30 protein-coding genes are annotated in these 26,823 nt (G+C 65.3%); 8 read left to right on the top strand and 22 right to left on the bottom strand.

Translation table 11 applies throughout. The features are described from left to right. The first annotated feature begins 48 nt into the window (after positions 1-48). Positions 49-384 carry an ArsC/Spx/MgsR family protein gene (locus tag B9Y97_RS02950; protein ID WP_085525357.1) on the top strand — a complete coding sequence of 112 codons (336 nt, stop codon included), beginning with the start codon at positions 49-51 and terminating at the stop codon, positions 382-384. Positions 385-420: 36 nt separating this feature from the next. Beyond that, complete coding sequence (locus tag B9Y97_RS02945) at positions 421-789, top strand: hypothetical protein (protein WP_085525356.1); 369 nt, start codon at positions 421-423, stop codon at positions 787-789. Here B9Y97_RS02945 and B9Y97_RS02940 read toward each other — a convergent pair. The 5 genes from B9Y97_RS02940 to thrS all read right to left on the bottom strand — a co-directional run bounded on the left by B9Y97_RS02940 (position 778) and on the right by thrS (position 5,401). After that, entirely contained in the window at positions 778-1,311 is a 534-nt protein-coding gene (locus tag B9Y97_RS02940) for a DoxX family protein (RefSeq protein WP_085525355.1), read from the bottom strand. The genes B9Y97_RS02945 and B9Y97_RS02940 overlap by 12 nt on opposite strands. Then, complete coding sequence (locus B9Y97_RS02935; RefSeq protein WP_085525354.1) at positions 1,308-2,033, bottom strand: HvfC/BufC N-terminal domain-containing protein; 726 nt, start codon at positions 2,031-2,033, stop codon at positions 1,308-1,310. Before B9Y97_RS02935 ends, B9Y97_RS02940 begins: the two co-directional genes overlap by 4 nt. Then, positions 2,030-2,881, bottom strand: coding sequence for an MNIO family bufferin maturase (locus B9Y97_RS02930; protein ID WP_085525353.1), 852 nt, complete (start codon positions 2,879-2,881; stop codon positions 2,030-2,032). Before B9Y97_RS02930 ends, B9Y97_RS02935 begins: the two co-directional genes overlap by 4 nt. A gap of 50 nt (positions 2,882-2,931) precedes the next feature. Further along, positions 2,932-3,243 carry a BufA1 family periplasmic bufferin-type metallophore gene (locus B9Y97_RS02925; RefSeq protein WP_085525352.1) on the bottom strand — a complete coding sequence of 104 codons (312 nt, stop codon included), beginning with the start codon at positions 3,241-3,243 and terminating at the stop codon, positions 2,932-2,934. 208 nt (positions 3,244-3,451) lie between these two features. Further along, positions 3,452-5,401 carry a threonine--tRNA ligase gene (thrS, locus tag B9Y97_RS02920; RefSeq protein ID WP_085525351.1) on the bottom strand — a complete coding sequence of 650 codons (1,950 nt, stop codon included), beginning with the start codon at positions 5,399-5,401 and terminating at the stop codon, positions 3,452-3,454. A 158-nt stretch (positions 5,402-5,559) separates the two neighbouring features. On the opposite strand from thrS, the gene B9Y97_RS02915 reads away from it, so the two are divergent. From B9Y97_RS02915 to B9Y97_RS02905, 3 genes are read left to right on the top strand one after another with little or no spacing between them, the layout of a single operon-like run. Then, the gene (locus B9Y97_RS02915; RefSeq protein ID WP_085525350.1) at positions 5,560-6,786 is read left to right on the top strand and encodes an MFS transporter; all 1,227 of its coding nucleotides are present in this window, start codon (positions 5,560-5,562) and stop codon (positions 6,784-6,786) included. A 54-nt stretch (positions 6,787-6,840) separates the two neighbouring features. Beyond that, the gene (locus tag B9Y97_RS02910) at positions 6,841-7,584 is read left to right on the top strand and encodes an alpha/beta hydrolase (RefSeq protein ID WP_085525349.1); all 744 of its coding nucleotides are present in this window, start codon (positions 6,841-6,843) and stop codon (positions 7,582-7,584) included. Continuing rightward, positions 7,581-8,291, top strand: a complete 711-nt coding sequence (locus B9Y97_RS02905) for an alpha/beta fold hydrolase (RefSeq protein WP_085525348.1) — start codon at positions 7,581-7,583, stop codon at positions 8,289-8,291. The genes B9Y97_RS02910 and B9Y97_RS02905 overlap by 4 nt, the downstream gene beginning before the upstream one ends. A gap of 3 nt (positions 8,292-8,294) precedes the next feature. Here B9Y97_RS02905 and B9Y97_RS02900 read toward each other — a convergent pair whose 3' ends face one another. From B9Y97_RS02900 to phaC, 4 genes are all read right to left on the bottom strand, one after another. Continuing rightward, on the bottom strand, positions 8,295-9,248 hold the full coding sequence (locus B9Y97_RS02900; protein ID WP_085525347.1) for a LysR family transcriptional regulator: 954 nt from the start codon (positions 9,246-9,248) through the stop codon (positions 8,295-8,297). 42 nt (positions 9,249-9,290) lie between these two features. After that, positions 9,291-9,872, bottom strand: coding sequence for a polyhydroxyalkanoate synthesis repressor PhaR (gene phaR, locus B9Y97_RS02895; protein WP_085525346.1), 582 nt, complete (start codon positions 9,870-9,872; stop codon positions 9,291-9,293). A gap of 184 nt (positions 9,873-10,056) precedes the next feature. Further along, a complete protein-coding gene (locus tag B9Y97_RS02890; RefSeq protein WP_085528066.1) occupies positions 10,057-10,500 on the bottom strand; it encodes a Phasin in 444 nt (147 codons plus the stop codon). 139 nt (positions 10,501-10,639) lie between these two features. Continuing rightward, positions 10,640-12,412, bottom strand: coding sequence for a class I poly(R)-hydroxyalkanoic acid synthase (phaC, locus tag B9Y97_RS02885; RefSeq protein ID WP_254900835.1), 1,773 nt, complete (start codon positions 12,410-12,412; stop codon positions 10,640-10,642). A 139-nt stretch (positions 12,413-12,551) separates the two neighbouring features. Between phaC and phaZ the strand changes: the two genes are divergently transcribed. Next, on the top strand, positions 12,552-13,850 hold the full coding sequence (gene phaZ / locus B9Y97_RS02880; RefSeq protein WP_085528065.1) for a polyhydroxyalkanoate depolymerase: 1,299 nt from the start codon (positions 12,552-12,554) through the stop codon (positions 13,848-13,850). Positions 13,851-13,901: 51 nt separating this feature from the next. Here phaZ and B9Y97_RS02875 read toward each other — a convergent pair whose 3' ends face one another. The 13 genes from B9Y97_RS02875 to secG all read right to left on the bottom strand — a co-directional run bounded on the left by B9Y97_RS02875 (position 13,902) and on the right by secG (position 25,129). Beyond that, positions 13,902-15,122, bottom strand: coding sequence for a DegT/DnrJ/EryC1/StrS family aminotransferase (locus B9Y97_RS02875; protein ID WP_085525344.1), 1,221 nt, complete (start codon positions 15,120-15,122; stop codon positions 13,902-13,904). 87 nt (positions 15,123-15,209) lie between these two features. Continuing rightward, positions 15,210-16,574 carry a glutamine synthetase family protein gene (locus B9Y97_RS02870; RefSeq protein ID WP_085525343.1) on the bottom strand — a complete coding sequence of 455 codons (1,365 nt, stop codon included), beginning with the start codon at positions 16,572-16,574 and terminating at the stop codon, positions 15,210-15,212. Beyond that, positions 16,574-17,251, bottom strand: a complete 678-nt coding sequence (locus tag B9Y97_RS02865) for a type 1 glutamine amidotransferase (protein ID WP_085525342.1) — start codon at positions 17,249-17,251, stop codon at positions 16,574-16,576. The genes B9Y97_RS02870 and B9Y97_RS02865 overlap by 1 nt, the downstream gene beginning before the upstream one ends. A gap of 155 nt (positions 17,252-17,406) precedes the next feature. Beyond that, positions 17,407-18,315 (bottom strand): ABC transporter permease, encoded by a 909-nt coding sequence (locus tag B9Y97_RS02860; RefSeq protein ID WP_085525341.1) that lies wholly within the window; start codon positions 18,313-18,315, stop codon positions 17,407-17,409. Beyond that, positions 18,312-19,196: an ABC transporter permease gene (locus B9Y97_RS02855; RefSeq protein WP_085525340.1), complete on the bottom strand. Its 885-nt coding sequence runs from the start codon at positions 19,194-19,196 to the stop codon at positions 18,312-18,314. The genes B9Y97_RS02860 and B9Y97_RS02855 overlap by 4 nt, the downstream gene beginning before the upstream one ends. Positions 19,197-19,241: 45 nt before the next feature. Then, positions 19,242-19,967: a transporter substrate-binding domain-containing protein gene (locus tag B9Y97_RS02850; protein ID WP_085525339.1), complete on the bottom strand. Its 726-nt coding sequence runs from the start codon at positions 19,965-19,967 to the stop codon at positions 19,242-19,244. Between the two features lie 25 nt (positions 19,968-19,992). Continuing rightward, a complete protein-coding gene (locus B9Y97_RS02845; protein WP_085525338.1) occupies positions 19,993-20,772 on the bottom strand; it encodes an ABC transporter ATP-binding protein in 780 nt (259 codons plus the stop codon). A 144-nt stretch (positions 20,773-20,916) separates the two neighbouring features. After that, the gene (locus B9Y97_RS02840) at positions 20,917-21,354 is read right to left on the bottom strand and encodes a tellurite resistance TerB family protein (protein WP_085525337.1); all 438 of its coding nucleotides are present in this window, start codon (positions 21,352-21,354) and stop codon (positions 20,917-20,919) included. A 49-nt stretch (positions 21,355-21,403) separates the two neighbouring features. Continuing rightward, the gene (locus tag B9Y97_RS02835; RefSeq protein ID WP_085525336.1) at positions 21,404-21,715 is read right to left on the bottom strand and encodes a DUF1330 domain-containing protein; all 312 of its coding nucleotides are present in this window, start codon (positions 21,713-21,715) and stop codon (positions 21,404-21,406) included. Next, the gene (locus B9Y97_RS02830; RefSeq protein ID WP_085525335.1) at positions 21,712-22,149 is read right to left on the bottom strand and encodes a tellurite resistance TerB family protein; all 438 of its coding nucleotides are present in this window, start codon (positions 22,147-22,149) and stop codon (positions 21,712-21,714) included. The genes B9Y97_RS02835 and B9Y97_RS02830 overlap by 4 nt, the downstream gene beginning before the upstream one ends. Positions 22,150-22,213: 64 nt before the next feature. Continuing rightward, positions 22,214-22,882 carry a hypothetical protein gene (locus B9Y97_RS02825; RefSeq protein ID WP_085525334.1) on the bottom strand — a complete coding sequence of 223 codons (669 nt, stop codon included), beginning with the start codon at positions 22,880-22,882 and terminating at the stop codon, positions 22,214-22,216. Beyond that, positions 22,879-24,522 (bottom strand): CTP synthase, encoded by a 1,644-nt coding sequence (locus B9Y97_RS02820; RefSeq protein ID WP_085525333.1) that lies wholly within the window; start codon positions 24,520-24,522, stop codon positions 22,879-22,881. The genes B9Y97_RS02825 and B9Y97_RS02820 overlap by 4 nt, the downstream gene beginning before the upstream one ends. Before the next feature lie 238 nt (positions 24,523-24,760). Next, a complete protein-coding gene (gene secG, locus B9Y97_RS02815; RefSeq protein ID WP_085525332.1) occupies positions 24,761-25,129 on the bottom strand; it encodes a preprotein translocase subunit SecG in 369 nt (122 codons plus the stop codon). A gap of 154 nt (positions 25,130-25,283) precedes the next feature. Here secG and B9Y97_RS02810 point away from each other — a divergent pair, with 154 nt between their 5' ends. Next, positions 25,284-26,576, top strand: coding sequence for an adenylosuccinate synthase (locus tag B9Y97_RS02810; RefSeq protein WP_085525331.1), 1,293 nt, complete (start codon positions 25,284-25,286; stop codon positions 26,574-26,576). A 4-nt stretch (positions 26,577-26,580) separates the two neighbouring features. Further along, entirely contained in the window at positions 26,581-26,808 is a 228-nt protein-coding gene (locus B9Y97_RS02805; RefSeq protein ID WP_085525330.1) for a DUF2842 domain-containing protein, read from the top strand. Positions 26,809-26,823 lie beyond the last annotated feature (15 nt).

Below are 26,823 nucleotides of genomic sequence, written 5' to 3'. Positions count from 1 at the left end.
AAACCGGTAAAAAAAGGCAAGCAAAGTTTTCATGAAACGGAGGCGGATGTGAAGGTCTACGGGATCGCAAACTGCGACACGGTGAAAAAGGCGCTCAGGGCACTGGCGGCGGCGGGGTTTTCGCCCGAGTTGGTCGATATCCGCAAGTCGCCGCTGGAAGATGCTGAAATTGACCGGTTTTTCAACGCGTTTGGTGAGGCACTGGTGAACCGGCGGTCAACAACCTGGCGTGGGCTTTCGCAGGCGGCGCGCGAACAGGCCCCTGAGCGGCTGATTTCCGCCCATCCTGCCCTGATGAAGCGCCCGGTGATCGAGGCAGAAGGCGATTTGACGCTCGGATGGGATAAAACCGTTCAGGAGCGGTGGCTTGGCAGCGCGGCGTGACGTGCCTATCTGGGAAGGACAAGGCGGAGGGAAGACATGCGCAACGCGGCACTGGTTCTTGGCATCATCGGCGGGGCGATCGGCATGATCGTGGGGTTGTTCGGCTATGGCTGGACATCGCTTGTAGAACGTGAACCCGACGTCGAGACGATCTTCGGCAATTTCGACAACCCGGCTCTCGTGCGCTTCACCTCGATCGCCGCGCCGGTGCTGGCGATTGCAGGGGGCGCGATGGCGAAGGTGCGCGCGCTCTGGGGTGGCATCCTGCTGCTTGTCTCGGCGGTGCTGATGCAGCAAGCCTTCAGCTTCAACACCGCGACGATGTTTCCCATCGTGATGGCTGGGCTGGGTGGCATTCTCGCCCTTGCCGCGGGCAAGCCGGACGAGCCGAAATCACATTTCTAGGCGCCGCGCGATCAGCCGGTCGAGCGAGAGCGGGCCTGCCCCTTTCACGATCAGGGTGACGAAGAGCACGATCCAGAACAGCCGCTGGTCGAGGATATGGCTGTCGGGCACCCGGTCGAACCATGCGCCGATGGCGCTGGCGTCGGTGCCGTGGCCGATGATGTCGGTCAGCGATTGCACCACGACGAAACCGATCATCCCCAAGCCCGCCAGCCTTGTGGCGAGGCCGAGGATAATGAGCGCGGGCAGGATGAATTCCGCCAGCGTTCCGGCGGTGACCACGGCCCAGTGGAACAACCCGAGTTGCGAAGCATCGTAGCCCGCGGCTTCCATCGCGCGGGGAAAGATCTGCGCATAGGCCCCGAGGGAGGGCGAGAGGAAGCCGAACAGACCGTCGCCCAGCTTGGTCAGCGCCGAGGTCCAGAAATACCCTGCGAGCGTCGCGGCGAAGGTGAACCGCGCCAGCAGGGGCAGCAGCCAGTCGCCGGTGGCATCCAGACGGGTGAGCAGGGCTTTGATCATCCGGGTACCTCGATGGCGATGATGGACTTGGTGTCAAGAAGGAGCGTGAGCGTGGCCGCGAGGTCGATCTCGTCGCCGGCAGACTCCAGCGCAGCGCCGAACGGACGGCCGGCCAGCAGAGCCTGGATGAAGCGGGCCGACGCCGGCGCGATGGCGCGCGGCCAGGGGTCCCAGTCCGGGCGGCTGACGAGCACGGTCTCGGCCCCGCCTTTTGCCGGCGGTGCCCCGGCCTCGGAGTTGGCGCGCCAGATCGCGTGGATCGGGTAGGGTGAGGCCACAAGTCGGGTGGCCGGGGCAAAGCGCAGGTGCGCGTCCATCACCCGGGGGTCGGCAAGGGCATCCGGTGCCACGGGCGCGGCATCGGCCGCGTGGTAGGCTTCGCGCAGCGCAAATTCCAGCCGGCCCACGTCGGCAAGATAGGGCAGGTGGGCGACCGGCGCGAAGGTTTCCAGAAATTCGGGAAAGGCGGCGCCGTATCGTGCCAGCACCGGCGACTCCGGCGGATGCGACCGCACGAAAACCCCGGCCATGGCGCGGAAGAACTCATCGCCCACGAGTTTGAGGATCACCGGAAAGCCGGTGGCCATGGCTTCGGTGAGGCTCACCACCACGTTGTTGCGATACACCGCGAAACGCCGGTCGGCGGGGCCGCCACGGGCATCGCTCAGTCCCGGCGGGATGGCCGCGGTCGGGTCGAGCAGGGCGGGCGCGAAGGCACTCATGCCTGCGTCTCGGCCAGCATGGCGTGCGCCCGCGCCGCTTCGGCTTCGAGCACCGGCCAGCCAGGCACGTCGTTGTCCCATTCGATGAGCGTGGGCATCGGCCCGGTGCGGCCGAGGGTGTGGGCATAGAGCGCCCAGACCGGATCGACCACCTCGGCGCCGTGGTTGTCGATCAGCAGCGGCGCGCCGCGATCGTCTTCCTGCGCATCGTGGCCGCCGAGGTGAATTTCCCCCACCGCCTCGACCGGGAAGGCATCAATATAGGCTTCGGGGTTCTCGCCCCGGTTGGTGCAGGCAACAAAGACGTTGTTGACATCGAGCAGCAGCCCGCAGCCGGTGCGCCGCACCAGTTCGGTGAGAAAATCGGTTTCGGCCATCGTGGTTTCGTCGAAGGCCAGGTAGGTCGCCGGATTCTCCAGCAGCATCCGCCGCCCGAGCGTATCCTGCACCTCGCAGATGTGATCGGCGACACGGGCGAGGGTGGCATCGGTATAAGGCAGCGGCAGGAGATCGTTGAAGAAGGTGCCGCCATGGCTCGACCAGGCGAGATGCTCGGAAAAGCTGGCGGGGTTCAACCAGTCGACGAGGCGCTTGAGCCTGTCGAGATGGGTGCGATCAAGCGGGTCTTCGCCGCCGATCGACAGCCCGACGCCGTGAACGGAGATCGGGAAAAGCGCGGCCAGCGCGCGCAGTTGCGCCAGCGGGCGGCCGCCGTCGCCCATGTAGTTCTCGGCGTGCACTTCCAGCCAGCCGACAGCGCCGGGACCCGCGAGGATGTCGCTGTAGTGCTGTGGCTTGTAGCCGACGCCGGGAATGGCCGGGAGCTTCGGGGGGCGGGTGTCGAACATGGCGGCCTCCGGGGTCTATCCCCGGGCCAGAACGGCCCGGGGATTGGCAATCAGGCGTCGGGAATATCGCGATCAAGCTCCTCCAGCGACCCCATGCGCTCGACGCCGTCATCGGTTGCGGACGCCTCGATCACGGTGTCTTCGCAGGTGCCGGCGGGCACGAGGGTCCAGGCGTTGCCCTGGTAGTCGACCGTCGAGGTGCCGGCGCAGGTGGTGCCGGGTCCGGCGGCGCAATCGTTCTCGCCCGCCTTCGAGATACCGAAGCACTTCTCGTTCTCCTGTGCCTGTGCCGGCAAGGTGTGAGCGGCAAGCGCGGTGGCGACGGCGGCGGCAATGGACAGAGACTTCATCGGCTTGTTCATGGGGTCCTCCTCAATTGAACCATTCCAGTAGATCGCCCGTATCGGCGATAGGAAAAAGCTACCGGCTGCGGTTCGTCACGCGCCATACACAGGGACGTGCGGCACCGTGGCGTGACCGCTTGAAACAAACGAAAGTTTGATTTGACCTGAAAAAAAGGCGACCCGAAGCCCGCCTTGATGTTTTATTTCAACGTTTTGGGCTGAGGCTTCAGCGCAGGTCGGGGGGTGTGGCCTCTGCTGCCAGATCGGTCACCACCTCGTCGAGTGCAACAACCCGGGTTTGTTTCTCGCCCAGACGGCGCAACGAGACATTGCGCTCCTCGACTTCCTTCATGCCGATCGCGAGGATCACCGGCACCTTGCCTACCGAGTGTTCGCGGACCTTGTAGTTGATCTTCTCGTTGCGGGTGTCGGCCTCGGCGCGCACGCCTGCCGCCTTCAGCTTGTCGACCACCTCGTGCACGAAGTCGTCGGCGTCCGATACGATCGAGGCCACCACCACCTGGCGCGGGGCGAGCCAGAACGGCAACTTGCCCTCGTGGTGCTCGATCATGATTCCGAGGAAGCGCTCGAACGAGCCAAGCACGGCCCGGTGCAGCATCGTGGGCCGGTGCTTGGCACCGTCCTCGCCGATGTAGCTCGCGCCAAGCCGCTCGGGCAGATTCGGGTCGACCTGAAAGGTCCCGAGCTGCCATTCGCGGCCGATCGCGTCGGTGAGCTTGAAATCGAGCTTGGGGCCATAGAACGCGCCCTCGCCGGGGTCGATCTCGAAATCGGCACCGGTTGCCCGGATCGCGGTTTCCAGCGCGCCTTCGACGTAGTCCCAGCTCTCGTCGGAGCCGATCCGCTTTTCGGGCCTGGTCGAGAACTTGATCTTGAAGTCGTCGAACCCGAGATGGGCGTAGACCTCGCTCAACATGTCGATGAAGCTTTTGCACTCAGCCTCGATCTGGTCTTCGGTGCAGAAGATGTGCGCGTCGTCCTGCGTGAAGCCGCGCACCCGCATCAGCCCGTGCAGCGCGCCCGAGGGCTCGTAGCGGTTGCAGGAGCCGAATTCGGCCATGCGCAGCGGCAGGTCGCGGTATGACTTCAGCCCGACATTGAAGATCTGCACGTGACAAGGGCAGTTCATCGGCTTCAGTGCGTTGATCGTCTTTTCGCGCGCGTGCTCCTCGTCAACCTCGACGATGAACATGTTCTCTTGGTACTTGTCCCAGTGGCCCGACGCCTCCCACAGCTTGCGGTCGACAACCTGCGGCGTGTTGACCTCGACATAGCCCCACCGCGCTTGTTGGCGGCGCATGTAGTCTTGCAGCGTGGTGTAGATGGTCCAGCCGTTGGGGTGCCAGAATACCTGGCCGGGCGCTTCCTCCTGCAGGTGGAACAGGGCCATCTCGCGCCCGAGGCGCCGGTGGTCGCGCTTTTCGGCCTCCTCGAGCATGGTCAGATACCGCTTCAGCCCGTCGCGGTTGAGAAAGCCCACGCCGTAGATCCGCTGCAGCATCGGGCGGTTGCTGTCGCCGCGCCAATAGGCCCCGGCCACCTTCATCAGCTTGAAGGCATCCGCCGGCACTTGCCCGGTGTGTTGCAGGTGCGGGCCACGGCAGAGATCCTGCCAATGGCCATGCCAATACATCCGGATCGGCTGGCCGTCATCCGGGATCGCGTTGACCAGTTCGACCTTGTAGGGCTCGTTGTTGGCCTCGTAATACCTGATCGCGCGCTCGCGGTCCCAGACCTCGGTGGTCACCGGGTCGCGGCGGTTGATGATCTCTTTCATCCGGGCCTCGATCTGGCCGAGATCTTCGGGCGTGAACGGCTCCTCGCGGTCGAAATCGTAATACCAGCCGTTCTCGATCACCGGGCCGATGGTCACCTTCACATCCGGCCAGATTTCCTGCACCGCCCGCGCCATGATGTGGGCAGCGTCGTGGCGGACCAGCTCCAGCGCCTGCGCCTCGTCCTTCATGGTGTGGATGGCGATCGCGGCATCCTCTTCGATCGGCCATTGCAGATCGTGGTGCTTGCCGTTCACGGTGGCCGAGATCGCCTTCTTGGCCAGCGAATTGGAAATCCCGGCGGCGACCTCGGCGGGCGTCACGCCGGCCTCGAACTGCTTTGCATTGCCATCGGGGAATGTCAGGGAAATCTGGGCCATACGGCTCTCTCCTCGTCGGTTTGGCGCCCACGGAACGCCCGGCTGCGGGTTATGTGTGGCCCCCATTTGCCCCCGGATTCCAGCGAAGTCAACGCGGCTGCGGGCATTTGTGGCGTTTTGGCGCTGACCCGTCACCGACTGGCCGCTACTGTGGTGCCATGATCGAGCAATTGTTCACCAGGATCGCGGGCAGGCCCGAGCTTGACCACGAAGCGGGCAACGGGCTTCGCCACGTCGCGGCGCTGTCGATGACCAAGCTGGCCGACGGGTTGATCGACCCCAAGCTGGTGCTGGCTTGGCTTCTCAATGCTCTCGGGGTGCCCGCGGCATTCATCTCGGCGTTGGTGCCGATTCGTGAGGCGGGGGCGCTGCTGCCACAGGTGTTTCTCGCCGCCGTGCTCGCGCGGATGCGCCAGCGCCGCTGGATGTGGGCGGCGGGCACCCTGGCCGAAGGGGCGGCGGCGGCGTTCATCGCCCTGACCGCCCTCACCCTCACCGGCGCGGCGGCGGGCTGGGCCTTTGTCGTCGCCCTCGGGGTGCTGGCCATTGCGCGGGCGGCGGCGAGCGTGTCTTACAAGGACGTGCTCGGCAAGACGGTGGGCCGGTCGCGCCGGGGGGCGGTGACCGGGGCCGCCGGGTCGCTGTCCTCCGCCGGGGTGGTGATTTTCGCGGCGCTGCTCATTCTCGACGTTCTCGAAGGCACCGCCGCGTTGGCCGGTGCGGTGGCGCTGGCGGCGTTGTTGTTTGTTGCCGCCGCCGTCGTGTTCGCAACTCTGCGCGAAATGCCCTCGGAGACCGGCGACCGCGCCGGCGACCTCGTCCTGTTCCGCTATTTCCGCGAGGATCGAAACTTCACCCGCTTTGTCGTGGCGCGCGGTTTTCTGACCGCCACGGCGCTGTCGCCGCCCTACATCGTGCTCCTCGGCGGCGATGCAGAGGGCGCGCTCGGGCAGCTTGGCGCGCTGGTGATCGCCTCGGCGCTGGCCTCGTTCTTGTCGTCGTGGATCTGGGGCCGCTTCGCCGACCGGTCGTCGCGCAAGGTGCTGATCGCGGCGGGGCTGATCGGGGCCGGGGCGATGGGCCTTGCCGTCGCTCTTGGCACCTATGCCGCCGCATGGGCGCTTCCCGGCGCGCTCTTCGTGCTGATGGTTGCGCATCACGGGGTGCGCAACGGTCGCTCGACCTACCTTGTCGATATCGCCCCGGACGACGCCCGCGGCGGATATGCGGCGGCGTCCAACACCGCGATCGGTGTGCTGCTGCTGGTTTCGGGCCTGTTCGGCGGCGCGCTCTCGATGCTCGGCCCCGTCGCCGCACTTCTCGGTTTCGCGGCGTTGGCGGTTATCGGCGCACTCGTTGCGCTGGGCTTGAAGGAGGCTGAATGACGCTTTCATTTCCCGGTGCCATCGGGCAGCATGACCACAGCACAGAGAGCCGGCATGACCACCCCTAGCACCCACGTAACCGCCGAAGGGCGGCGCATCGCCTTCCACAAGACCGAGGGCCAGACCCCCGGCGTGGTGTTTCTCGGCGGCTTCATGTCCGACATGGACGGCACCAAGGCGCTGGCGCTGGAGGAATGGGCGAAGGTAAATGGCCAGGCCTTCCTGCGGTTCGATTATTCCGGGCACGGACAAAGCTCCGGGCGCTTCACCGAAGGCTGCATCGGCGACTGGGCGGCAGATGCGCAAAGCGTGATCGGCGCGGTGACCGAGGGGCCGCAGGTGTTTGTCGGCTCCTCCATGGGAGGTTGGATTTCTGCAATCCTGATCCGGGAGATGCCGGAAAAAGTGGCCGGGTTTGTTGGAATCGCAGCGGCACCGGACTTCACCGAAGACAGCATGTGGCGCGATTTCTCCGATGCGGACAGGGCCCGGTTGATGGCTGAGGGGCAGGTGCTTCTGCCTTCCGACTATGGCGATCCCTACCCGATTACGCGGCGGCTGATCGAGGACGGGCGCCGCCACCTCGTGTTGCGCGCGCCGCTGCACATGCCCTTCCCGGTGCGGCTTTTGCAGGGTACGGCAGACGAAGACGTGGAGCGCGACGTGGCCCTGCGGCTCCTGGACCATATCGAGGGCGACGATGTGCGGCTGATCTTCGTGAAGGGCGCCGACCACCGGTTTTCCTCGCCGGACTGCCTCGCGTTGATGACGCGCACCGTCGAAGAGGTGCTCGGGTGACCGAGCCGATCCTTCTGGTGCCCGGCATGATGTGTGACGCGCGTGTGTTCGGTCCGCAGATCGACGATCTCAGCCGCGATTTCACGCTTCAGGTGGCTCAGGTCACGAGGGGCGAGAGCATTCGCGAGATGGCGGCGGAGGCCGTGCATCACGCACCGCCGCGCTTTGCCCTGGCCGGTCATTCGATGGGCGGGATCGTGGCGATGGAAATCCTGCGCCGGGTGCCGGAGCGGGTGACCCGGATCGCGCTGATGTCGACCACGCCGCTGGCGGAAACGCCCGAACAGGCGACGTGGCGTGAGCCGCAGATCGTCAAGGCGCAATCGGGCAACCTGGGCGAGGCGCTGCGCGGCGCGCTGCCGGTTGACAATCTCGCTCCGGGGCCGGGACGGGCAAAGGTGCTGGCGGTGCTTGACGAAATGGCGGCCGACATCGGCGTGGCCGCCTTCATCCGCCAATCGCGCGCCCTGCAACGCAGGCCGGACGCTCAGAAGGCGTTGCGGACGACACGCGCCCCCGCGCTGGTGCTCTGCGGCGCGCATGACAAGATCACGCCGGTCAAGCGCCACAGCTTCATGGCCGAACTGATCCCCTATGCCGAGTTGGCGATCATCGACGAGGCCGGGCATCTGCCGACGCTTGAGAGCCCCGAGAAGGTCAACCTGGCGCTGCGCGCCTGGATGGATCTGCCGATGATGCTGCGCTGACGATCAGAGCAGGCGCAGGCTGGCTTCGAGAAACGGGTACCGCGCGACGGCGGGGGTGACGATCAGCTCCGCCAGCAGCGGCTTCAACCGGGCGGCGAGATCGCCCGGCATATCGGCCAGAACGCCTTTTCGTGCCGAGAGCGTGATCCGCCGCGAGAGCGGGGCGAAGGGCAGTGGCGCGATGTCGACGGCATCGACGAAGCGCAGGGCGCGCAGCACGCCGAGGGGGGTGAGGATCGTCCAGCCCGCGCCTGATGCCACCATCGCCATGATCGCGTGGTAACTGTCGATCTCGAAGCGATGCGCCAGGGTGAGGTTCTGCCGGGCGAGGTGTTCGGCGATCTGGCGGCCCATGTAGTGGCGCGGGGTGTAGAGGATCAGGGGCAGGTTCGCGAGGCTGTCGAGCCCGGTGCCGGTGCCCCGCGGCACGGCGGCGACGAAGGGCTCTTCGAGCAGCGGGTGCACCTCCATCCAGTCGGCGGCGGCGCCGATCTCGGCGGCCACGATCACGTCGAGGGCGCGGGCGTCGAGCTGATCGGTCAGCCGGTGGGAGGCGCCGGTCTCCAGCAGAAAGCGGGTTTCGGTGAGGCTGGTGGCCATTTGCGCGAGCAACCGCGGGGTCACGTCGGCGTCGAAATCCTCGATCATGCCGAGGCGGAACCGGGTCAGGCGGGCGAGATCGGCGCGGGCCAGTTCGGCGCGCGCCTGCTCGGCCTCGCCGACGATGGCCTGCGCCCGTCGGCGGAACAAATCGCCCGCCGGGGTGAGGCTGAGCGGGCGGGCAGACCGGTCGACCAGACCCGCGCCGAGGCCCGCTTCGAGGTTGCTGAGCTGCTGGCTGACGGCCGAAGCGCTCGCACCGAGGCGGCGCGCGGCGACCGAGATCGACCGTTCCTCGGCGATGGCGAGAAACACCTCGATTCCCCAAAGCGTGATCCGCCCCGTGGCTTCAACCATGCTATCGGCCCTTCGCACCCCGAGGCGATGCCGCCCCGGTGGTTACAGCCCCGAAAGCTTCGACTGAAGCTCGGCGAGCTGCTTCTTGATCGCGTCGATCTCGGCGTCCTTGTCGGATTTCTCGTCTTTCGCCGAGGACTTGGCGGACTCGTTCGCGTTGCCTTCACCCGCGTCGTCCGCGGTGCCCCATCCCTTCATCATCGCCTTGAGGAAGGCCTGTTGCTGCGCCTGCATGGCCTCGAAACCGGGCATGGTCGCCATCGGGTTGGGCATCTGGCCGAAGTTTTCCAGAACCTTCGACTGGCCTTCGCGCAGCATCTCGAAGGACGCGGCGAGGAACTGGGGCACCACGCTTTGCGCCTGCGTGGTGTAGGATCGCACGAGGTCGTTCAGCACATCGACAGGCAGCACGCTTTCGCCCCGGCTCTCATGTTCGGCGATGATCTGGAGCAGGTATTGCCGGGTAAGATCGTCACCCGACTTGAGGTCGATGATCTGCACTTCGCGGCCGTCGCGAATGAACCCCGCGATATCGTCGAGCGTGACATAGTCCGAAGTTTCGGTGTTGTAGAGCCTGCGGCTGGCATAGCGCTTGATCAGAAGCGTGTCGCTGTCCTTTGCCAATCGGGCATCCTCCCTCGCTGGTTCCGGCAGTTTGCCGTTGCAGAAACAACCCTACGTTACCGTTGAAACGAAAAGCAAGCATCCCATTGCTTGCAGCTTCCGGGGGGCGGCGACGAAAAAGGGCGAGCCGGCGGCTCGCCCTCGAAGTCGGCTGGCCGGGAGGCGACCAGCTTCGGGAGAAGGATTACTTCGCGGAGGCTTTCTTGGCCGCCTTGGTCACCTCGTCGGTGGCCTTTTTCATCGCCGCGGAGGCTTCCGCGCCCATGTCCTTGCCGGAGGCGAGCATCATCTCGACGGTCTCCATCTGGACCTTCTTGGCCACTTCGGCGAAGGCGGCCATGTTTTCGGCGGCCATCTCGGCCTGGGCCGAGGCGAAATCGGTCATTGCCTTGGTGTAATCGGTGGCCTCGTCCTTGACGGTGGTCACTTCGCCGATCTTGCCGAGGGTGTCTTTCGTCCACTTCGTGGAGATCTCGACCGACTGGTTGGCGGCGTCGATCGCCATCTTCGAGAACTTCTCGCCCATCGCGGCCTGCGACTTGAAGGCACCTTCCATCGCCGACATGTCCATCGGGAATGCGCCCATCATGTCTTGAAACATCTTGGTGTAATCGTTGGTCTTGGTCATGGTAATCTCCGGTCGTTTGCCGGGCCGCGCCCGGTTCATTCTGCAACTGCAAAGAATATGGATGCTGCAGTGCAGAAAATCAAGGTTTTTCTGCACTGCAGCATTGACCGGGTTTACCTTGCGTCAAATGCCGGGAAAATCAGGTATTTGGCTGGGCGACCACGTAGGTGCCGGGGGCCGGGGCGAGCACCGGGTGCTCCGAATCGCCGGGATTTCGCGCGGGAATTTTCTCGCCCGAACGCGCCGCGAGCCAGTCTCCCCAGCGAAACCACCAGGTGCCGGCATGGAAGGTCGCATCCGCGCGCCAGGTTTCCGGATCTTCGGGCCAGTCCTCGTTGGTGTAATGGCCGTATTTCTTTTTCGACGGCGGATTGACGATGCCGGCGATATGGCCGGATTCGGAGAGGATGAAGGTCTTGTCGTCCGCCCCCATCGCGCGAATGCCGCGATAGCTCGACCGCCAGGCCGCGATGTGGTCGGCCTCGCAGGCCACCGCGCAAAGCGGCACGGTCACGTCGGTGATCTTGAGCCGGTGGCCGAGCAGAGGAAAGCCCGCGCCAGACCCGGCGAACTCGTCCTGCTGGCACAGCCCGCGCAGGTATTCGACCGCCATCTTGCCGGGCAGGTTGGTGCCGTCGCCGTTCCAGTAGAGCAGATCGAAGGCGGGCGGCGCTTCTCCCATCATGTAGGCGCGGATCGCCGGCTTGTAGATAAGGTCGTTCGCCCGCAGGAAGGAAAAGGTGCGGCTCATGTAGAGCGACGACATCAGCCCGGTTTCGCGGGCCTCTGCCTCGATGCCATCGACGAAATCGTCATCGAGAAACACCCCCACCTCGCCCTGATCGGAAAAATCGGTGAGCGCGGTGAAAAAGGTGGCCGAATTGATGCTTTCGTCACCGCGCTGCTTGAGCAGCGAGAGTGTCAGCGCAAGGGTGGTGCCGGCAATGCAGTACCCGACGACGTTGATCCTGTCCTGCGCGGTGATCTTCTTCACTTCGGAGATGGCGGCAAGATAGCCCTCCTCGACGTAGTCGGCTAGCCCGACATCGGCATAGGCGGCATCGGGGTTGACCCAGGAGACCACAAACAGCGTGAAGCCTTGCTCGGTGATCCAGCGGATCAGGCTGTTGTCTGGCCTGAGATCGAGAATGTAGAACTTGTTGATCCAGGGCGGGAAGATCACCAGCGGGATCTCGTGCACCTGCTTGGTGCGGGGCGCATACTGGATCAGCTCGAACATCCGGTTGCGATAGACCACGGCGCCTTCGCTGGTGCCGAGATTTTCGCCCACCTTGAAGGCATCGGGATCGGACAGGGTGACGATCAGTTCGCCGTCGTGCTTCTCGAGGTCGCGGATCATGTTCTCCAGCCCGTCGACAAGCGATTGCCCCTCGGTCTCGATCGCCTTTTCCAGTGCATCGGGGTTGCTGGCAAGAAAGTTGGTGGGTGCCATCATGTCGACGATCTGGCGGGTGAAATAGCGCATCCGGTTCTTGTCGTGCTCGTCCACCCCCTCGATCTCGTCGACGGCCTTTTCCATCGCCTCGGCGGAGATGAAATATTGCTGCTTGAGGTAGTTGAACCACGGGTGCGTCTGCCACAACGGATTGGCAAACCGCGGGTCGTGGGGGGTTTCGTCTTCAGGCACCAGCGCGCCCTTGCCGTCGAGCAGGGCCTGTTGCGCCTCGATCGCGTGGCCCAGAGTCTTGCCCCAGTATTCGAGCTGCTGTTCCCAGACCTTGGCGGGATTTGCCATCATCTCGGCCCAGTAGGCACCCATCGCCTTGCCGACGAACTCTGGCCCCGGCCCTTGCAGAGAGGGGCGGATTGCCTTCTTGTGCGCCATCGCGGCGACAAGCCGGGCGGTGAGCGCCTCGATCTTTTCCATGTTGGTGCGGAGCGTCTCGCTCATCTGCGGCGGTGCGCTGTCTTCAGTTGTCATAAATCTGATTCCGCCCTATTGTTTTCGCACCCGCAGCATTTGCCGCAAGGTTCTCCCTTGCGACAGGCTATCTGACACGAGCGTGGCAAGGCAACAGGGAGGGCGCATGATGCGCTTCATGGCGACCTACGACCTGATGGAAACGATGCGCACCACGCAACAGTGGCTTGGTGCGACGGCGTCTGCCTTCGGCTCCTACCCGGCGGTTGCGGCGCTGCCGAACCCCTACTTGCAGTGGCTCGCGGCCTGGGGCGAAGTCACCGAACGCAGCTTTGCGCGGATGGTGGCCAAGCCCGATTGGGGGATCTACTCGGTGGTCGGCGATGACGGGCGCGATCACGTGGTCAGCATCGAGAAGCTGGTCGAGCGGCCGTTCGGCGATCTTGTGCATTTCAAGGTGCAGGGCCGACCGGAGAAAGCGCGCCGGGTGCTGCTCGTCGCGCCGATGTCGGGCCATTACGCCACGTTGCTGCGCTCGACGGTGAACTCGCTGCTGCCCGATGCGGAAGTCTATATCACCGACTGGCACAACGCGCGCGACATCCCGGTTTCCGAAGGCAAGTTCGACATCGAGGATTACACGCTCTACCTCGTCGAGTTCATGCGCGCGCTCGGGCCCGACATCAACGTCATTGCCGTCTGCCAGCCCGCGCCGCTCACGCTGGCCGCCACCGCTTACCTCGCCGAGCTCGATCCCGAGGCGCAGCCGCAGACCCTCACCCTGATCGGCGGCCCGATCGACCCCGACGTGGCGGCAACCGATGTGACCGATTTCGGCCGCCGGGTCACGATGGGCCAGCTCGAAGAACTGGCGATCCAGCGCGTCGGCTTCAAATACAAGGGCGCCGGGCGGATGGTCTACCCGGGGTTGATGCAGCTTGCCGGCTTCGTGTCGATGAACGCGGAAACCCATTCGGGTGCTTTCGCCAACCAGATTCAAAAGGTCATGAAGGGCGACGCCGCCGACCACGACAAGCACAACAAGTTCTACGATGAATACCTTGCGGTGATGGACATGACGGCGGAGTTCTACCTCTCCACCGTCGAGCGCATCTTCAAGAAACGCGAGATCGCGAAGAATGCCTTCACCGTGAAGGGCCACCGGGTCGACATCGGCAAGATCACCGACGTGGCGATCAAGACGGTGGAAGGATCGAAAGACGATATCTCTGCGCCCGGCCAATGCGCCGCCGCCCTGACCCTCTGCACCGGCGTGCCCGAGGAGATGAAGGCGGGTTACATCGAGATCGGCGCGGGCCATTACGGGATCTTCGCCGGCAAGTCGTGGCGCAACCACATCCGCCCGCTCGTGCTGGAGTTCATAGATCAACACGCCGGCGCCCACGCGGCGCAGGCGCGCAGGAAGAGGGCAGGCAAGGCTGGAAAACCAGCGCTGAAGGCGGTCTGAGGCGGGCGGCAAGGCGTTTGGATACGCCTTGCCCCGTGCGTTACACGTCCTTCAGGTGCCGTAGGCGCGCACCGCCCCCTTCACGTCGTCCGCCGCCGCAAGCAACGCCTCGGCGATGAAATCCAGTTCCGCGCGCTTCAGCCGCACCGGCAAGCGGGTGTCGCAGGCGCGCATCAGCATGGCGCGGGTCTGCGGCAGCGGGCCGGGGTTTTCCGGCAGGAACTGCCAGTTCCAGAAGGCGCGGGCGTTGTCCTGCGACAGGCCGAACACCTGCACGCTCACGCCGCGTTCGCGCGCGATCGCCTGAAACAGCGTCACCTCGTCGTCGGTCATGCCGACGAGGTTGAACTGGATCGAGTCGGGTGCCCGGGTTTCGGGGCCGAGCGGCGGCGGCACCTCGATCCAGTCGCTGGTGTTCAGCCGCGCGGCGACGTGGTCGTGGTTGGCCAGCCCGTCACGCACCCGGCGCGCAAGCTCGCCGATCTGCGGGCGCACCACCGCGGCCGACAGGTTCGACATCCGGGTGTTGTAGAGCGGCAGCCGGTTCTGCCAGCGGGCGAAGGCCTCGGCCAGTTCCGCCGAGTTCTGCCCGCGCGGGCCCTTGTGCTTTTTCCAGTTGTGCTCGTAGGCACCCGACATGATCACCGCGCGGGCGATCACCTCGGCGTCGTCGCTCACCAGGATGCCGCCTTCGCCGGCGTTGAGCATCTTGTAGGACTGGAACGAAAACGCGCCGATCTTGCCGATGGTGCCGATCTTGCGGCCATGCCAGAGCGTGCCGAGGCTGTGGGCGGCATCTTCGATCACCGGCACGCCGCGCGCATCGCAGAGCGCCATGATCGCGTCCATGTCGGAGGTGTGGCCGCGCATGTGGCTGATGATGACGGCGTCGATATCGTCGGTGAGCTTGGCCGCGAAATCGGCCATGTCGATCCGGTAGTTGTCGCCGACCTCGACCAGCACCGGCACGCAATCGGCGTGGACCACCGCCGAGGGCACGGCCGCGAAGGTGAAGGCCGGCACCAGCACGCGCGCATCGCGCGGCAGATCGAGCGCCTTCAGCGCGAGGAACAGCGCCGCCGAACAGGACGCGACCGCCAGCGCGTATTTCACCCCAAGGGCTGCGGCGAATTCCTGCTCAAGCAGTGCCACGGGCGCGTCTTCCGGCGCGGTGTAGCGAAACAGGTCACCCGAAGCGAGCAGGCGGTCGATTTCGACACGCGCGGCCTCGGGAATGGGTTCTGCGTCGTAAACGTTCGGGGTCAGCGCCATGGGTCTCTCCCTTTTCGGCTTTTCCGAAATCCTTTTTCGGAAAAATCGTAACAGGATCATGACCCGTGTGACAGTGTTTTGTAACGCTCAGACGTTCAGCAGCAGGTGTTCGCGCTCCCAGGGGCTGATCACCCCGAGAAACTCGGCATGTTCGGCCCGCTTGATCGCGCTGTAGACGTGAACGAATTCAGGGCCGAGAAGCTCCTTCATCGCATCCGCGCCTTGCAGCAGGTCGAGCGCCGCGGCCAGATCGCGCGGAATGCCCTCGTCGCTGTCATAGGCATCGCCGCGGAACTGCGGTTCGGGCCGGCGCTCCTCGACAAGCCCGAGATAGCCTGCGGCAAGGCTCGCCGCGATCGCGAGGTAGGGGTTGGCGTCCATCCCGGCGAGGCGGTTCTCGACCCGGCGGCTTTCGGGGCCGGACAGCGGGATGCGAATGCCGGTGGTGCGGTTGTCGCGGCCCCATTCGAGGTTGATCGGGGCGGCGTGGTCGCGCACGTAGCGCCGGTAGGAGTTCACGTAAGGAGCCAGCAGCGCGATCACCGAGGGCAGGTGGTGTTGCAGACCGCCGATGAAGTGGAAGAAGGCGTCGGTATCGCCGCCCTGGGGGCCGGCAAAGATGTTGTGCCCGGTTTGCGCATCGACGATGGAATGGTGGATGTGCATCGCCGAGCCCGGTTCGTCGCCGATCGGCTTGGCCATGAAGGTGGCGAAGCAATCGTGGCGCAGTGCGGCTTCGCGGATCAGGCGCTTGAAATAGAACACCTCGTCGGCGAGCTTGACCGGGTCGCCGTGGCGCAGGTTGATTTCCAGTTGCCCCGCGCCGCCCTCCTGGGTGATGCCGTCGATCTCGAAGCCCTGGGCCTCGGCAAAATCGTAGATGTCGTCGATCACCGGGCCGAACTCGTCGACCGCGGTAAGCGAATAGGCCTGTCGCGCGGCGGCGGGACGGCCCGAACGGCCCATCATCGGTTCGATCTGCTTGGCCGGGTCGATGTTGCGCGCGACGAGATAGAATTCCATTTCCGGCGCGATGACCGGCTCCCAACCCTCGGCGCGGTAGAGCGCCACCACCCGCTTGAGCACGTTGCGCGGGGCGAGCGAGATCGGTTCGCCGGTTCGGTCGTAGGCGTCATGGATCACCTGCAGCGTCCAGTCCGCCGTCCACGGCGCGGCGGTGGCGGTTTCCATGTCGGGTTTGAGGATCATGTCGCGCTCGACAAATCCTTCCTCGGCGGCGTCGTCCGACCAGTCGCCGGTGATGGTCTGGAAGAAGATCGACTCGGGCAGGTGGAACGTGGATTGCCGGGCGAACTTGGCGGCAGGTACCGCCTTGCCCCGCGCGATACCCGGAAAGTCCGAGATCACGCATTCCACTTCGTCAAGCCGCTTGCCTTCGAGATAGGCCCGCGCCGCTTCAGGCAGGGCATTGGTCCAGTCGGTCGTGGCCATCACTTGGCTCCTTTGCGCAGGAAATCGGCCATCCTCTGGCCAATCTCCGCGTTTTCGGTTTCGCTGCCGAGCTCTGCGCGCGCCTTGGCAACGAGGTCGTCCGGCACCTTGGCGGCGCGATGGTCGATCAGCCCTGCGATCATCTCGGAGGTGAACTCGGGGTGCGGCTGGATCGTGAGCACGTTCTGCCCGATCAACAGCGCGGCGTTGGCGCAGAAGGCGTTCGATGCGATCACCTGCGCGCCCGGCGGAAGCTCGGTCACCTGGTCCTGGTGCCATGCGTTGAGCGCCAGCGTCGCATCGCCGAAATCGTATTGCTGACGCCCGACGGCCCAGCCGCCGGCGAACTTTTCCACCTTGCCACCGAGCGCCTGGGCGATCACCTGGTGGCCGAAGCAGACGCCCACCAGCGGCTTGCCCGAGGCCACGATCTCGCGCACCAGCCCTTCGAGGCGGGGCAGCCACGGATGGGGTTCGTAAACCCCGTGGCGCGATCCGGTGATGAGCCAGCCGTCGGCCTCATCCGGTCCGTCGGGGAAGATGTTGTCGACCACGTCCCACCGGTTGAAGGTGAAATCCTGGCCCGCGAGCAATCGCTCGAACATGTCTGCATAGTCGCCCAACTCGCCCCGAACCTCGTCGGGGGCGTGGCCGGGCTGAAGAATGCCGATCCGCATGGTGCACCGATTTGATCAAATTTCGCCTGCAGCCTATCCGAGCCCCGAAAGACCGGCAAGGGGGGCTCTGCGCGCTTTTTCCTGGTGGAAATACTCCGGGGGGTCCGGGGGGCGGAGCCCCCCGGCGGTTCGCCCGGGCGCAGCCCGGGCGAACCTCAGCGGATCAGGTTGGGCCGGATGCGCAACCGGCGGCGGGCTTCCTGCGGCAGGTGCCGGTTGAGATAGCGGTTGGCAATGCCGTAGAGCCCGATCACCGCCAGCGTGAGCAGGATGAAATAGAAGGCGAGGATCGGGTAGGGGATGAAGGGGTTGAACGTCTTGTCAGCGAAGAACTGCGCGTAATACAGCGCGTCGCCGCGCTGCTGCCAGGCCGGGAAGCCCGAGAAATAGACCAGCGTCGTGGCGTGGAACAGAAAGATCGCCTCGTTGGTATAGGCCGGCCAGGCCAGCCGCAGCATGGTGGGAAAGGTGATCCGCCGGAACCGTGACCAGCCCGAAAGCCCGTAGGCATCGGCGGCTTCGAGATCGCCCTTGGGGATCGACTTCAGCGCGCCGTGAAAGATTTCCCCGGTATAGGCGGAGGTGTTAAGAAACAGCACAAAGCCAGCCCCGAGCCATGCCGCCGTAAACGGTTGGGCGGCCGGTTGAACTACGTTACGGAAAAAACCCATGATCGCGTCCTGAAGACCGACAGTAACAAACGCGTCCGGTAGCACCCAAAAGAGAATCTGGATCAAGAACAAGCCCTCTGAGTTCTTCAGCGAGAGAAAGGAGAAATAGGCAAAGAAAAACTGGATGAAGAGCGGCGAGCCGCGGAAGATGAAGATGAACCATTCCGCCGGCTTGCGGGTGATCCAGAGCCGCGAGCCCTTGCCGAGCGCGAGCAGGGTGGCGAGGAAAAAGCCCGCGGCCAGCGCCATCACGCCGAAATAGATGTTCCAGATCATCCCCGAACCGATCAGGGTGAATTGCTGGCAGAGGGTGAAATCCGACCGCGGCAACAGCCGCTCGCCGATCCCGATGGCGCGCAAGCCGTAGTCCGCTATGGTTTGAAGGCAGCTCATGCGCCCGCCTTTCGCATCGCTTCGCCCGCGGCGGTGGCCTGTCCGAGCGAGAAGCGGCGGGTCAGCCGGTCAAGCACCTTCTCGGAGACCCAGGTCAGCAGGAGATAGAACACCAGCAGCGCGCCGAAGTAGAACATCCGCCAGTCGCCATGGGGGTAGTCGGTGAAGCGCGCCTGCTTGGTGCCGCCGAGGTCGCGCGCCCAGTAGACGACATCCTGTATCCCGAGCAGGAACAGCAGCGGCGTGGCCTTGACCATGATCATCCACAAGTTGCCAAGCCCCGGCAGCGCGTAGATCCACATCTGCGGCACGAGGATACGCCGGAACGCCTGCGCGTGGCTCATGCCGTAGGCTTCGGCGGTTTCGATCTGGGCCCGCGGTACCGCCTGCATCGCGCCGTAGAGTACCTGTGCGGCGAAGGCACCGTAGACGATGGCGAAGGTGAGAACGGCGACAAGGAAGGCGTAGGTGTCATGCACCCAGGCCGGGCTGTTGGAGAGCGGCATCTTGGCCGCGGTGCAGACGACGAAATCGTTGCCCTGCCGGATCGGCTCGCTCCAGTCGGGGCATTTGATCTTGTGACGGATGTACTCGAAGGCCTGATCCAGCGCGATCACGAAGAACAGGAAGAAGGCGATGTCGGGCACGCCGCGGACGATCGCCGAATAGGTCTTGCCGAGGATAGAAAGCGGCAAGAACCGCGAGCGCGCCGCCGTGGCCCCGGCAAAGCCGAACAGCAGTGCCGCGGGCAGGATAATGGCCAGCAGAAGTAGCACCGTCCCGAAGGAGGCGTAGAAGGCCATGTGCTTGCCGGTGGTGAGGTAACAGGCAAACCAACTCAGGCCCTCGAGCGAGGAAGGATCGGCGCAGGATTCAAACATCGTCGCGTGTCGGGCAGGGCGCGCTTGCGCCCCGCCCGGACTTCGTCAGCAATCGTCGAAAGTGCTGGCGACTTCCCATTTCTCGATCAGCTCGTTGAGCGAGCCATCGCACTTCATCTCGCCGATCACCGCGTCGAACTTGTCTTTCAACTCGGTGTCGCTTTGGCGCAGGCCCATGCCGACGCCGCCGCCGATCTGCTCTTCGCGCTCCAGCAGCACGACGCTGTCATCCTCCGCGACGATCGCCGCGAGGTAGGACTTGTCGGCCAGAACCGCGTCGGCCTCGCCGTTACGCACTGCCGCGACGGTTTCCTCGGGGGTGGCGAACTCGACCAGCGACCAGCCCTGCTGGGCGACGAATGCGGCCTGGATCGTGCCGGTCTGGGCCGCGACCACGCCGCCTTCCAGATCGGCATCCGCCGACAGCGCGAGGTAGGCGGAGGGATCTGGCGGGGTGTATTCCTGCGTGAAGGCGATCACCTCGGCGCGCTCGGGCGTGATCGACATGCCGGCGATGATGGTGTCGTAGTTGCCCGACACGAGGTTGGGGATGATCGAATCCCAGTCGTTCACCACCCATTCGCAGTTCAGCTCGGCACGCGCGCAAAGCTCGTCGCCGAGTTCACGCTCGAAGCCGGCCACTTCGCCGCTGTCGTCGAGGTAGTTCCACGGCGGGTAGGCGCCCTCGGTGCCCATGCGCACCACGTCCTGGGCCATGGCCGCGCTCGACGCGAGTGCCAGCGCGGCGGCTGAAAGGATCAGTTTGTTCATCGATTCTCTCCCTGTTTCCAGTGATTCAATCCGATGCGGAATGCGACAGGAACTGCCGCAGCCGCTCGGTTTGCGGGTTGTTGAAGACCGCCTCGGGGGGGCCTTCTTCTTCGATCTTCCCCAAGTGAAGGAAGATCACGTGATCCGCCACATCCGCCGCGAGGCGCATGTCGTGGGTCACGATAATCATGGTGCGGCCCTCGTTGGCGAGGTCCTTGATCACCCGGATCACCTCCTGTTCCAGCTCGGGATCGAGCGCGGAGGTGGGCTCGTCGAAGAGGAGCGCGCGTGGCTCCATGCACAGCGCGCGGGCGATGGCGGCGCGCTGCTGCTGGCCGCCCGAGAGCTGTGCCGGCCAGACATCGGCCTTGTCGCCAATGCCGACCTTGTCGAGATAGCCCCGCGCCGCCGTTTCCACCTCGGCGCGGTCGCGCTTGAGCACGTGCAGCGGCGCTTCCATGACGTTTTCGAGTATCGTCATGTGCGACCAGAGATTGAACTGCTGGAACACCATCGAAAGATTGGTGCGGATGCGCGTCACCTGCGCCCGGTCGGCGGGGTAACGGGCCGGGCCCTCGCCGCGCCACTGGATCGGTTCGCCCTCGAACAGGATTTCGCCCTGCTGGCTGTCTTCGAGCAGGTTTGCACAGCGCAGGAGGGTTGATTTGCCGGAGCCCGACGAGCCGATCAGCGCCACCACATGGCCGCGCGGTGCCAGCAGATCGACCCCCTTGAGCACCTCAAGGTCACCATAGGCCTTGTGCAGGCCGCGGATCTCGATAACGGGCGGGTCGGTGTCTTGCACGGCGTCCTGGCAGCTGGTTGTTCCGGGGTCCGAGTAAGGTGCAAAATGTCCGGCGATGCAACGGTTTTTCCCGTTTGGTTTCCGTTGCGTCAGGGCATGCGGGACGTTTTCACCCGATATGCGGGCAGGCTTTGGATCCTGTGCTCACGATTTCGCCGCTTGTTGCCTGGCGATGTTGGAATCGCGGTCGCTCACGCCCAGAAAACTGGCCACCATTCGCATCAGCGCGGCTTCCTCGTCGGCGCGCACGCCATCGGCCAGCACGACGGCCCAGGCGTTTTCCACAACGCGGCGGCGGTCTTCGTAGGGCACGGCCTGCTTGATCGCCTGGGTGAAGCGCACCGTGTCGGGCGCTTCGGCTTCCAGCGCCTCGGCCTGATGGCGCAACTCGGTCGCCTCGGCCTGGCCGAGATGATAGCGCGCGGCAATGATCGCTTCGATCTGGTTGATCTCCGCGCGGTCGTAATCGTGATCCGAACGGGCAATCCGCACCAGCAGGGCAGTGAGGGCGAGGCGGGCGTCTTCGTCGTCGAGCGGTGCCGGCTCGGGCGCGAAGAGGGATTTGATGAGACGGTCGATCATGCTGGACGATATAGGGCAATCGCGGCGGCACGACAATCTTTGCCGCCGGTCAGTCGCCCGGTTGCGGTCCGGCGTAGCCTTCGATGATGACCAGATCGCCGATCGACACCGGATCGCGCAGCGCCTTGGCGGCCTGGTATTCGGGGCTGTGGTAGCAAGCGCGCGCGGCGTCGATGCTGGGAAACTCGATCACCACGTTGCGCGACCGCGCCGCGCCCTCGACCGCTTCGAATGCTCCACCGCGGACGAGAAAGCGCGCGCCGAACCGGGCGAAGGGCTTGGCGTTGGCGTCGATATAGGCCCGGTAGGCGATTTCGTCCTGCACGTCGATCCGGCCGATCCAGTAGCCTTTCGCGGTCATCTTCCGCCCTCCTGGTCTGGCAAGGACCCGGCCTCGGGCGCGATGCCGAAGGCCGCGTCGATTTCGGCGAGCAGCGCCTCCTCCTCCGGATTCAATGCCCGGTCGGCAAGCGCGACCTGGCGCATGGCCTCCACCAGTTCCGCCCGCGCCGCTTGGGCCACCCCGTTCTGAACCATCCCGGTAAACGTTCCGGTGTCCGGTGCCTGCGCCTCCAGCTTCTCGCAGGTGGCGCGCAGTTTGGCCGCCTCCACCGGGTTCAGCCCATGCGCGCGGGCGAGGATCCGGTCGATCATGGCGATCTCCTCGAACACGTATTGCGAATCGGCCTTGGCGATCCGCACCAACAGGGCACCCGAGGCCAAGCGGGCGTCGAGCGGCGGCAGCGGCGTTTCGGGCCTGATGCCGCGCAGCCGGTTCAGGAACTCGGTGAACATGGTGTCGTCTATCCCTCGTCACTCCGCGCCAAGGCTAGCGGTGCGGGCGCGTTGCGTCCAGCGTTCAGCCGCTGAGATCAGGCAGCGGGTAGCGGATATCGTCGATGGCGATGCCGCCGGGGTCGTCGTTGGTGATCGTCACGCCCGCGAAGCCCGGCCCGGCGCTGACGAAACCAAGGCCAGCAACGCCTTGGCTGAGGGCGATTTCGTGCCGGTCGATCAAATCACCTGCCCGGCTGTAGAAACGGAGCGTGGCGGTGCCCGGGGGCGGGCGGGCACCAAGCGGATCATGGTAGTCGGCGTGGATCTTCAGCGCCAGCGCGCGCGCATCGGCCTCGAACAGCAGCGCCACCGCACCCTCACCGCGCGCCTCGATGGCGGGAAAGCCTGCCGGGCCAAGGGGAAAGAGCGCGTTGGAGCCGAATCCGGCGTGGTAGGCGGTTGCAAGGCCCTGCCCGGCGTCAAAGGGCGCAAGCGTGAGCGGCGCGCGCGGCGCGTCCGCCAGCCGGTCATGCGGCGCGCCGGTCACGGTCTGGCCCGCGAAGGCCTCGCCAATCGCCAGCCCCGGAGCCGTGAGCGGTGCGCCGTGCGCCTGTCCCGGCTCGGGCAGGACGGGGAGGGTCTCGAAATCCATCCGCCCCGCCAGCGCGAGGCTTTCGGGGTCAACCTGCTCGACCGGCCCGGCCGCCGCGGCCTGCGTAAAGGCAAACGCCACGGCCAGTGCGCGGATCACACCAGCCGCTCCACCTCCATCGCCGCGCGGATGAAATCGGCAAACAGCGGTGCGGGGGCGAAGGGTTTCGACTTCAACTCGGGATGGAACTGCACACCGATGAACCACGGATGATCGGCCCATTCGACGATCTCGGGCAGCCGCCCGTCGGGCGACAGGCCGGAGAACTTCAGCCCCTTGGCCTCAAGCTCGGCGCGATACTTGATATCGACCTCGTAACGGTGGCGGTGGCGCTCCTCGATCTCGGTGGTGCCGTAAACCTCGGCCACCTTCGAGCCCGGCGTCAGGGCCGCGGTATAGGCGCCGAGCCGCATCGTGCCGCCCTTGTCGTCGGTGGCCTTGCGAGTCACGGTGTAATTGCCCTGCACCCATTCCTTGAGGTGATAAACCACTGGGGTAAAACGTTTTTTTCCGGACTCGTGGTCAAATTCCTCGCTCCCGGCATTGGCGATGCCCAAGGTGTTGCGGGCCGCTTCGATCACCGCCATCTGCATCCCGAGACAAATGCCGAGATAGGGGATCTTGCGCTCGCGCGCGAACTGCGCGGCGCGGATCTTGCCCTCGGTGCCGCGTTCGCCGAAGCCGCCGGGCACGAGAATGGCGTGATAGCCTTCGAGCCATGGCCCCGGATCTTCCTTCTCGAAGATCTCGGCGTCGATCCACTCCGCGCTGACTTTCGTCCGGTTGGCCATGCCGCCGTGGGTGAGGGCTTCCTTGATCGACTTGTAGGCGTCTTCGAGTTGGACGTATTTGCCGACGATCGCGACTTTCACCTCGCCCTCGGCGTGGTTGATGCGGTCTTCGACGTCCTGCCACCGGCTGAGGTCGGGCTTCGGGGCGGGGCTGATCCGGAAAGCGTCGAGCACCGCCTGGTCGAGGCCGACACCATGATAGGCCATCGGTGCCTCGTAGATCGACTTGAGGTCATATCCCGGGATCACCGCTTCCTTGCGCACGTTGCAGAACAGCGCGATCTTTTCGCGCTCCTTGTCGGGGATCGGGTGTTCGGCGCGGGTCACCAGCACATCGGGTGCGATACCGATAGAGCGCAATTCCTTGACCGAGTGCTGGGTCGGCTTGGTCTTCAACTCGCCTGCCGCGCTGACGTAGGGAACAAGCGTCAGGTGCATGAAGATGCATTGATCGCGCTCGCGCTCCTGTGCGAACTGCCGGATCGCCTCGAAGAACGGCAGGGCCTCGATGTCGCCCACCGTGCCGCCGATCTCGCACAGCATGAAATCCACTTCGTCGTCGCCGGTGCCGATCCAGTCCTTGATCTCGTTGGTGACATGCGGAATCACCTGGATGGTCTTGCCGAGGTAATCGCCGCGGCGCTCCTTTTCGAGCACGTTGGTGTAGATCCGGCCCGAGGAAACCGAATCCGTCGCCCGCGCCGCGACACCGGTGAAGCGTTCGTAATGTCCCAAATCGAGGTCGGTCTCGGCGCCATCGTCGGTCACGAACACCTCGCCGTGCTCGAACGGGCTCATCGTGCCGGGGTCGACGTTGAGATAGGGGTCGAGCTTGCGCAGCCGAACCGAAAACCCGCGCGCCTGCAACAGCGCGCCGAGCGCGGCCGATGTCAGGCCCTTGCCGAGCGAGGAAACCACGCCGCCGGTGATGAAGATGTAACGTGCCATGTGCGCGGCTGCCCCCGTGATTATGTTTTGATCTGGCAGTGATCGAGCGCCGGGCAAGCGGCCGCGCAAATCACTGCATCACGGGAGTCAATGGATAGACGATTCCCGGCTCCCGCGCAACCGAGACGCTAGATGATGATGTGAAATTCCTCGCACCATCAATGTTTTGTGGTTGGTTCAGGGGGTGCCTGCCCCGCCCGGGCGGGGCGCCGCCCGGTTTTCGTGCCCTCCCGGGGCCTCAGTCCGCGCGCGGCGGCGTCACCGGCGCATCGTCGGTGGCGGGCGGCATCATGTCGGTCACGTCCGGTGCGGCCGGGGCGGGCACGGGCGCGGTTTCGGTCGCTTCTCCGCCGACCCGGTCGATCACCGAGGAATCGGCGGATTTGCGCGCCGAGACGATCGTCATGGTCAGCGAGATGGCGAGAAAGGCGATGCCGAGCACCCAGGTCATCTTGCCCAGCGCCGTGGCCGCACTGCGCGCGCTCATCACGCCACCGCCGCCGCCACCGCCGATGCCCAGGCCGCCGCCCTCGGAGCGTTGCATGAGCACGACCGCGATCAACGCGAGCGCGAGGATCAGGAGGATGACGAGAAGAACGTTTTCCATTGGGGCCCCGGGTTTCGGACTTGCTGCGCGTATCTAGGAGGTTCGCCCCGCCGTCGCAACCCAAAACCGGGCAAAGGCCCGGCCCGGAGATTTCGGTTTCACCCGACCGGCGGCTTCGGTATAGCTCTGCGCGGTTACACAGCCGGAGGATTTCATGGCCAACGTTGTCGTCGTGGGCGCCCAGTGGGGCGACGAGGGAAAAGGCAAGCTGGTGGACTGGCTCAGCGAACGCGCCGACGTGGTCTGCCGGTTTCAGGGCGGCCATAACGCCGGACACACGCTGGTGATCGACGGCGAGGTGTTCAAGCTCAACGCGCTGCCCTCGGGCGTGGTGCGCGGCGGCAAGCTCTCGGTGATCGGCAACGGCGTGGTGCTCGATCCGTGGCACCTGGTGTCGGAGATCGCGGCGATCCGCAAGCAGGGCGTCGAGATCAGCCCCGAAACCCTGATGATCGCGGAGAACACACCGCTGATCCTGCCCTATCACGGTGAACTCGACCGGGCCCGCGAGGCGCAGGCCAGCGTGGCCAAGATCGGCACCACCGGGCGCGGCATCGGCCCGGCCTACGAAGACAAGGTCGGCCGCCGGGTGATCCGCGTTGCCGACCTCGCCGATCCGGCAACGCTGGAATTGCGGGTCGACCGGGCGCTGGTGCACCACAATGCCCTGCGCGCGGGCCTCGGCCTCGACGCCATCGACAAGCACGCGCTGATTGCCGCCCTGAACGAGATCGCGCCCGAGATCCTGCAATATGCCCAGCCGGTCTGGAAAGTGCTGAACGAACAGCGCCGCGCCGGCAAACGCATCCTGTTCGAGGGCGCGCAAGGGGCCCTGCTCGATATCGACTTCGGCACCTATCCCTTCGTCACCTCCTCCAACGTGATCGCCGGGCAGGCCGCCACCGGCACCGGCATCGGCCCTGGCGCGATCGACTTCGTGCTCGGGATCGTGAAGGCCTATACCACCCGGGTCGGCGAGGGGCCGTTCCCGACCGAGTTGTTCGACGAAGACGGGCAGCGCCTCGGCGAGCGCGGCCACGAGTTCGGCACCGTGACCGGGCGCCAGCGGCGCTGCGGCTGGTTCGACGCGGTGCTGGTGCGCCAGACCTGCCTCACCTCCGGCGTGAACGGCATCGCCCTCACCAAGCTCGACGTGCTTGACGGGTTCGAGACGCTGAAAATCTGCACCGGCTACGAGCTTGACGGCGAGGTGCTCGACTACCTGCCCACCGCGGCCGACCAGCAGGCCCGGGCAACACCGATCTATGAGAGCATGCCGGGCTGGTCGGACTCCACCGAGGGCGCACGGAGCTGGGCCGAACTGCCCGCCGAGGCGATCAAGTACGTGCGCCGGGTCGAGGAACTGATCGGCTGCCCGGTGGCGCTGTTGTCGACCAGCCCCGAGCGCGAGGATACCATCCTCGTCACCGACCCGTTTGCGGATTGAGCAGATGACCTTCAAAGCCCGCAAACGCCTTGCCATCGCCGTGCTGGTAATCGGCCTGCCGCTCTATATCGTGGTCGCGGTCAATCTCGTGGATCTGTTCGAAACCCGTCCGCCGATCCTCGTGGAACTGGTGATCTACATCGGCCTCGGGGTTGCCTGGATGCTGCCGCTGCGCAAGCTGTTCCTCGGCGTCGCCCGGCCCGACCCGGACGAAAACGACAAGGCGGAGTGACCGGGGCCACTCCGC

Origin of the sequence: Maritimibacter sp. HL-12 (genome assembly GCF_900177545.1) — a bacterium.
Lineage (GTDB): Bacteria > Pseudomonadota > Alphaproteobacteria > Rhodobacterales > Rhodobacteraceae > Sinisalibacter.
Note: the sequence above shows the minus strand (reverse complement) of the source record. Positions and strands in the feature narration are given on the sequence as shown.

Bases quoted from the DNA above. Each gene is read 5' to 3' on its own strand.
- B9Y97_RS02945 (WP_085525356.1), top strand. From the start codon at position 421: ATGCGCAACGCGGCACTGGTTCTTGGCATCATCGGCGGGGCGATCGGC.
- B9Y97_RS02940 (WP_085525355.1), bottom strand. From the start codon at position 1,311: ATGATCAAAGCCCTGCTCACCCGTCTGGATGCCACCGGCGACTGGCTG.
- B9Y97_RS02935 (WP_085525354.1), bottom strand. From the start codon at position 2,033: ATGAGTGCCTTCGCGCCCGCCCTGCTCGACCCGACCGCGGCCATCCCG.
- B9Y97_RS02930 (WP_085525353.1), bottom strand. From the start codon at position 2,881: ATGTTCGACACCCGCCCCCCGAAGCTCCCGGCCATTCCCGGCGTCGGC.
- B9Y97_RS02925 (WP_085525352.1), bottom strand. From the start codon at position 3,243: ATGAACAAGCCGATGAAGTCTCTGTCCATTGCCGCCGCCGTCGCCACC.
- thrS (WP_085525351.1), bottom strand. From the start codon at position 5,401: ATGGCCCAGATTTCCCTGACATTCCCCGATGGCAATGCAAAGCAGTTC.
- B9Y97_RS02915 (WP_085525350.1), top strand. From the start codon at position 5,560: ATGATCGAGCAATTGTTCACCAGGATCGCGGGCAGGCCCGAGCTTGAC.
- B9Y97_RS02910 (WP_085525349.1), top strand. From the start codon at position 6,841: ATGACCACCCCTAGCACCCACGTAACCGCCGAAGGGCGGCGCATCGCC.
- B9Y97_RS02900 (WP_085525347.1), bottom strand. From the start codon at position 9,248: ATGGTTGAAGCCACGGGGCGGATCACGCTTTGGGGAATCGAGGTGTTT.
- B9Y97_RS02890 (WP_085528066.1), bottom strand. From the start codon at position 10,500: ATGACCAAGACCAACGATTACACCAAGATGTTTCAAGACATGATGGGC.
- phaC (WP_254900835.1), bottom strand. From the start codon at position 12,412: ATGAGCGAGACGCTCCGCACCAACATGGAAAAGATCGAGGCGCTCACC.
- phaZ (WP_085528065.1), top strand. From the start codon at position 12,552: ATGCGCTTCATGGCGACCTACGACCTGATGGAAACGATGCGCACCACG.
- B9Y97_RS02875 (WP_085525344.1), bottom strand. From the start codon at position 15,122: ATGGCGCTGACCCCGAACGTTTACGACGCAGAACCCATTCCCGAGGCC.
- B9Y97_RS02870 (WP_085525343.1), bottom strand. From the start codon at position 16,574: ATGGCCACGACCGACTGGACCAATGCCCTGCCTGAAGCGGCGCGGGCC.
- B9Y97_RS02865 (WP_085525342.1), bottom strand. From the start codon at position 17,251: ATGCGGATCGGCATTCTTCAGCCCGGCCACGCCCCCGACGAGGTTCGG.
- B9Y97_RS02860 (WP_085525341.1), bottom strand. From the start codon at position 18,315: ATGAGCTGCCTTCAAACCATAGCGGACTACGGCTTGCGCGCCATCGGG.
- B9Y97_RS02855 (WP_085525340.1), bottom strand. From the start codon at position 19,196: ATGTTTGAATCCTGCGCCGATCCTTCCTCGCTCGAGGGCCTGAGTTGG.
- B9Y97_RS02850 (WP_085525339.1), bottom strand. From the start codon at position 19,967: ATGAACAAACTGATCCTTTCAGCCGCCGCGCTGGCACTCGCGTCGAGC.
- B9Y97_RS02840 (WP_085525337.1), bottom strand. From the start codon at position 21,354: ATGATCGACCGTCTCATCAAATCCCTCTTCGCGCCCGAGCCGGCACCG.
- B9Y97_RS02835 (WP_085525336.1), bottom strand. From the start codon at position 21,715: ATGACCGCGAAAGGCTACTGGATCGGCCGGATCGACGTGCAGGACGAA.
- B9Y97_RS02830 (WP_085525335.1), bottom strand. From the start codon at position 22,149: ATGTTCACCGAGTTCCTGAACCGGCTGCGCGGCATCAGGCCCGAAACG.
- B9Y97_RS02820 (WP_085525333.1), bottom strand. From the start codon at position 24,522: ATGGCACGTTACATCTTCATCACCGGCGGCGTGGTTTCCTCGCTCGGC.
- secG (WP_085525332.1), bottom strand. From the start codon at position 25,129: ATGGAAAACGTTCTTCTCGTCATCCTCCTGATCCTCGCGCTCGCGTTG.
- B9Y97_RS02810 (WP_085525331.1), top strand. From the start codon at position 25,284: ATGGCCAACGTTGTCGTCGTGGGCGCCCAGTGGGGCGACGAGGGAAAA.
- B9Y97_RS02805 (WP_085525330.1), top strand. From the start codon at position 26,581: ATGACCTTCAAAGCCCGCAAACGCCTTGCCATCGCCGTGCTGGTAATC.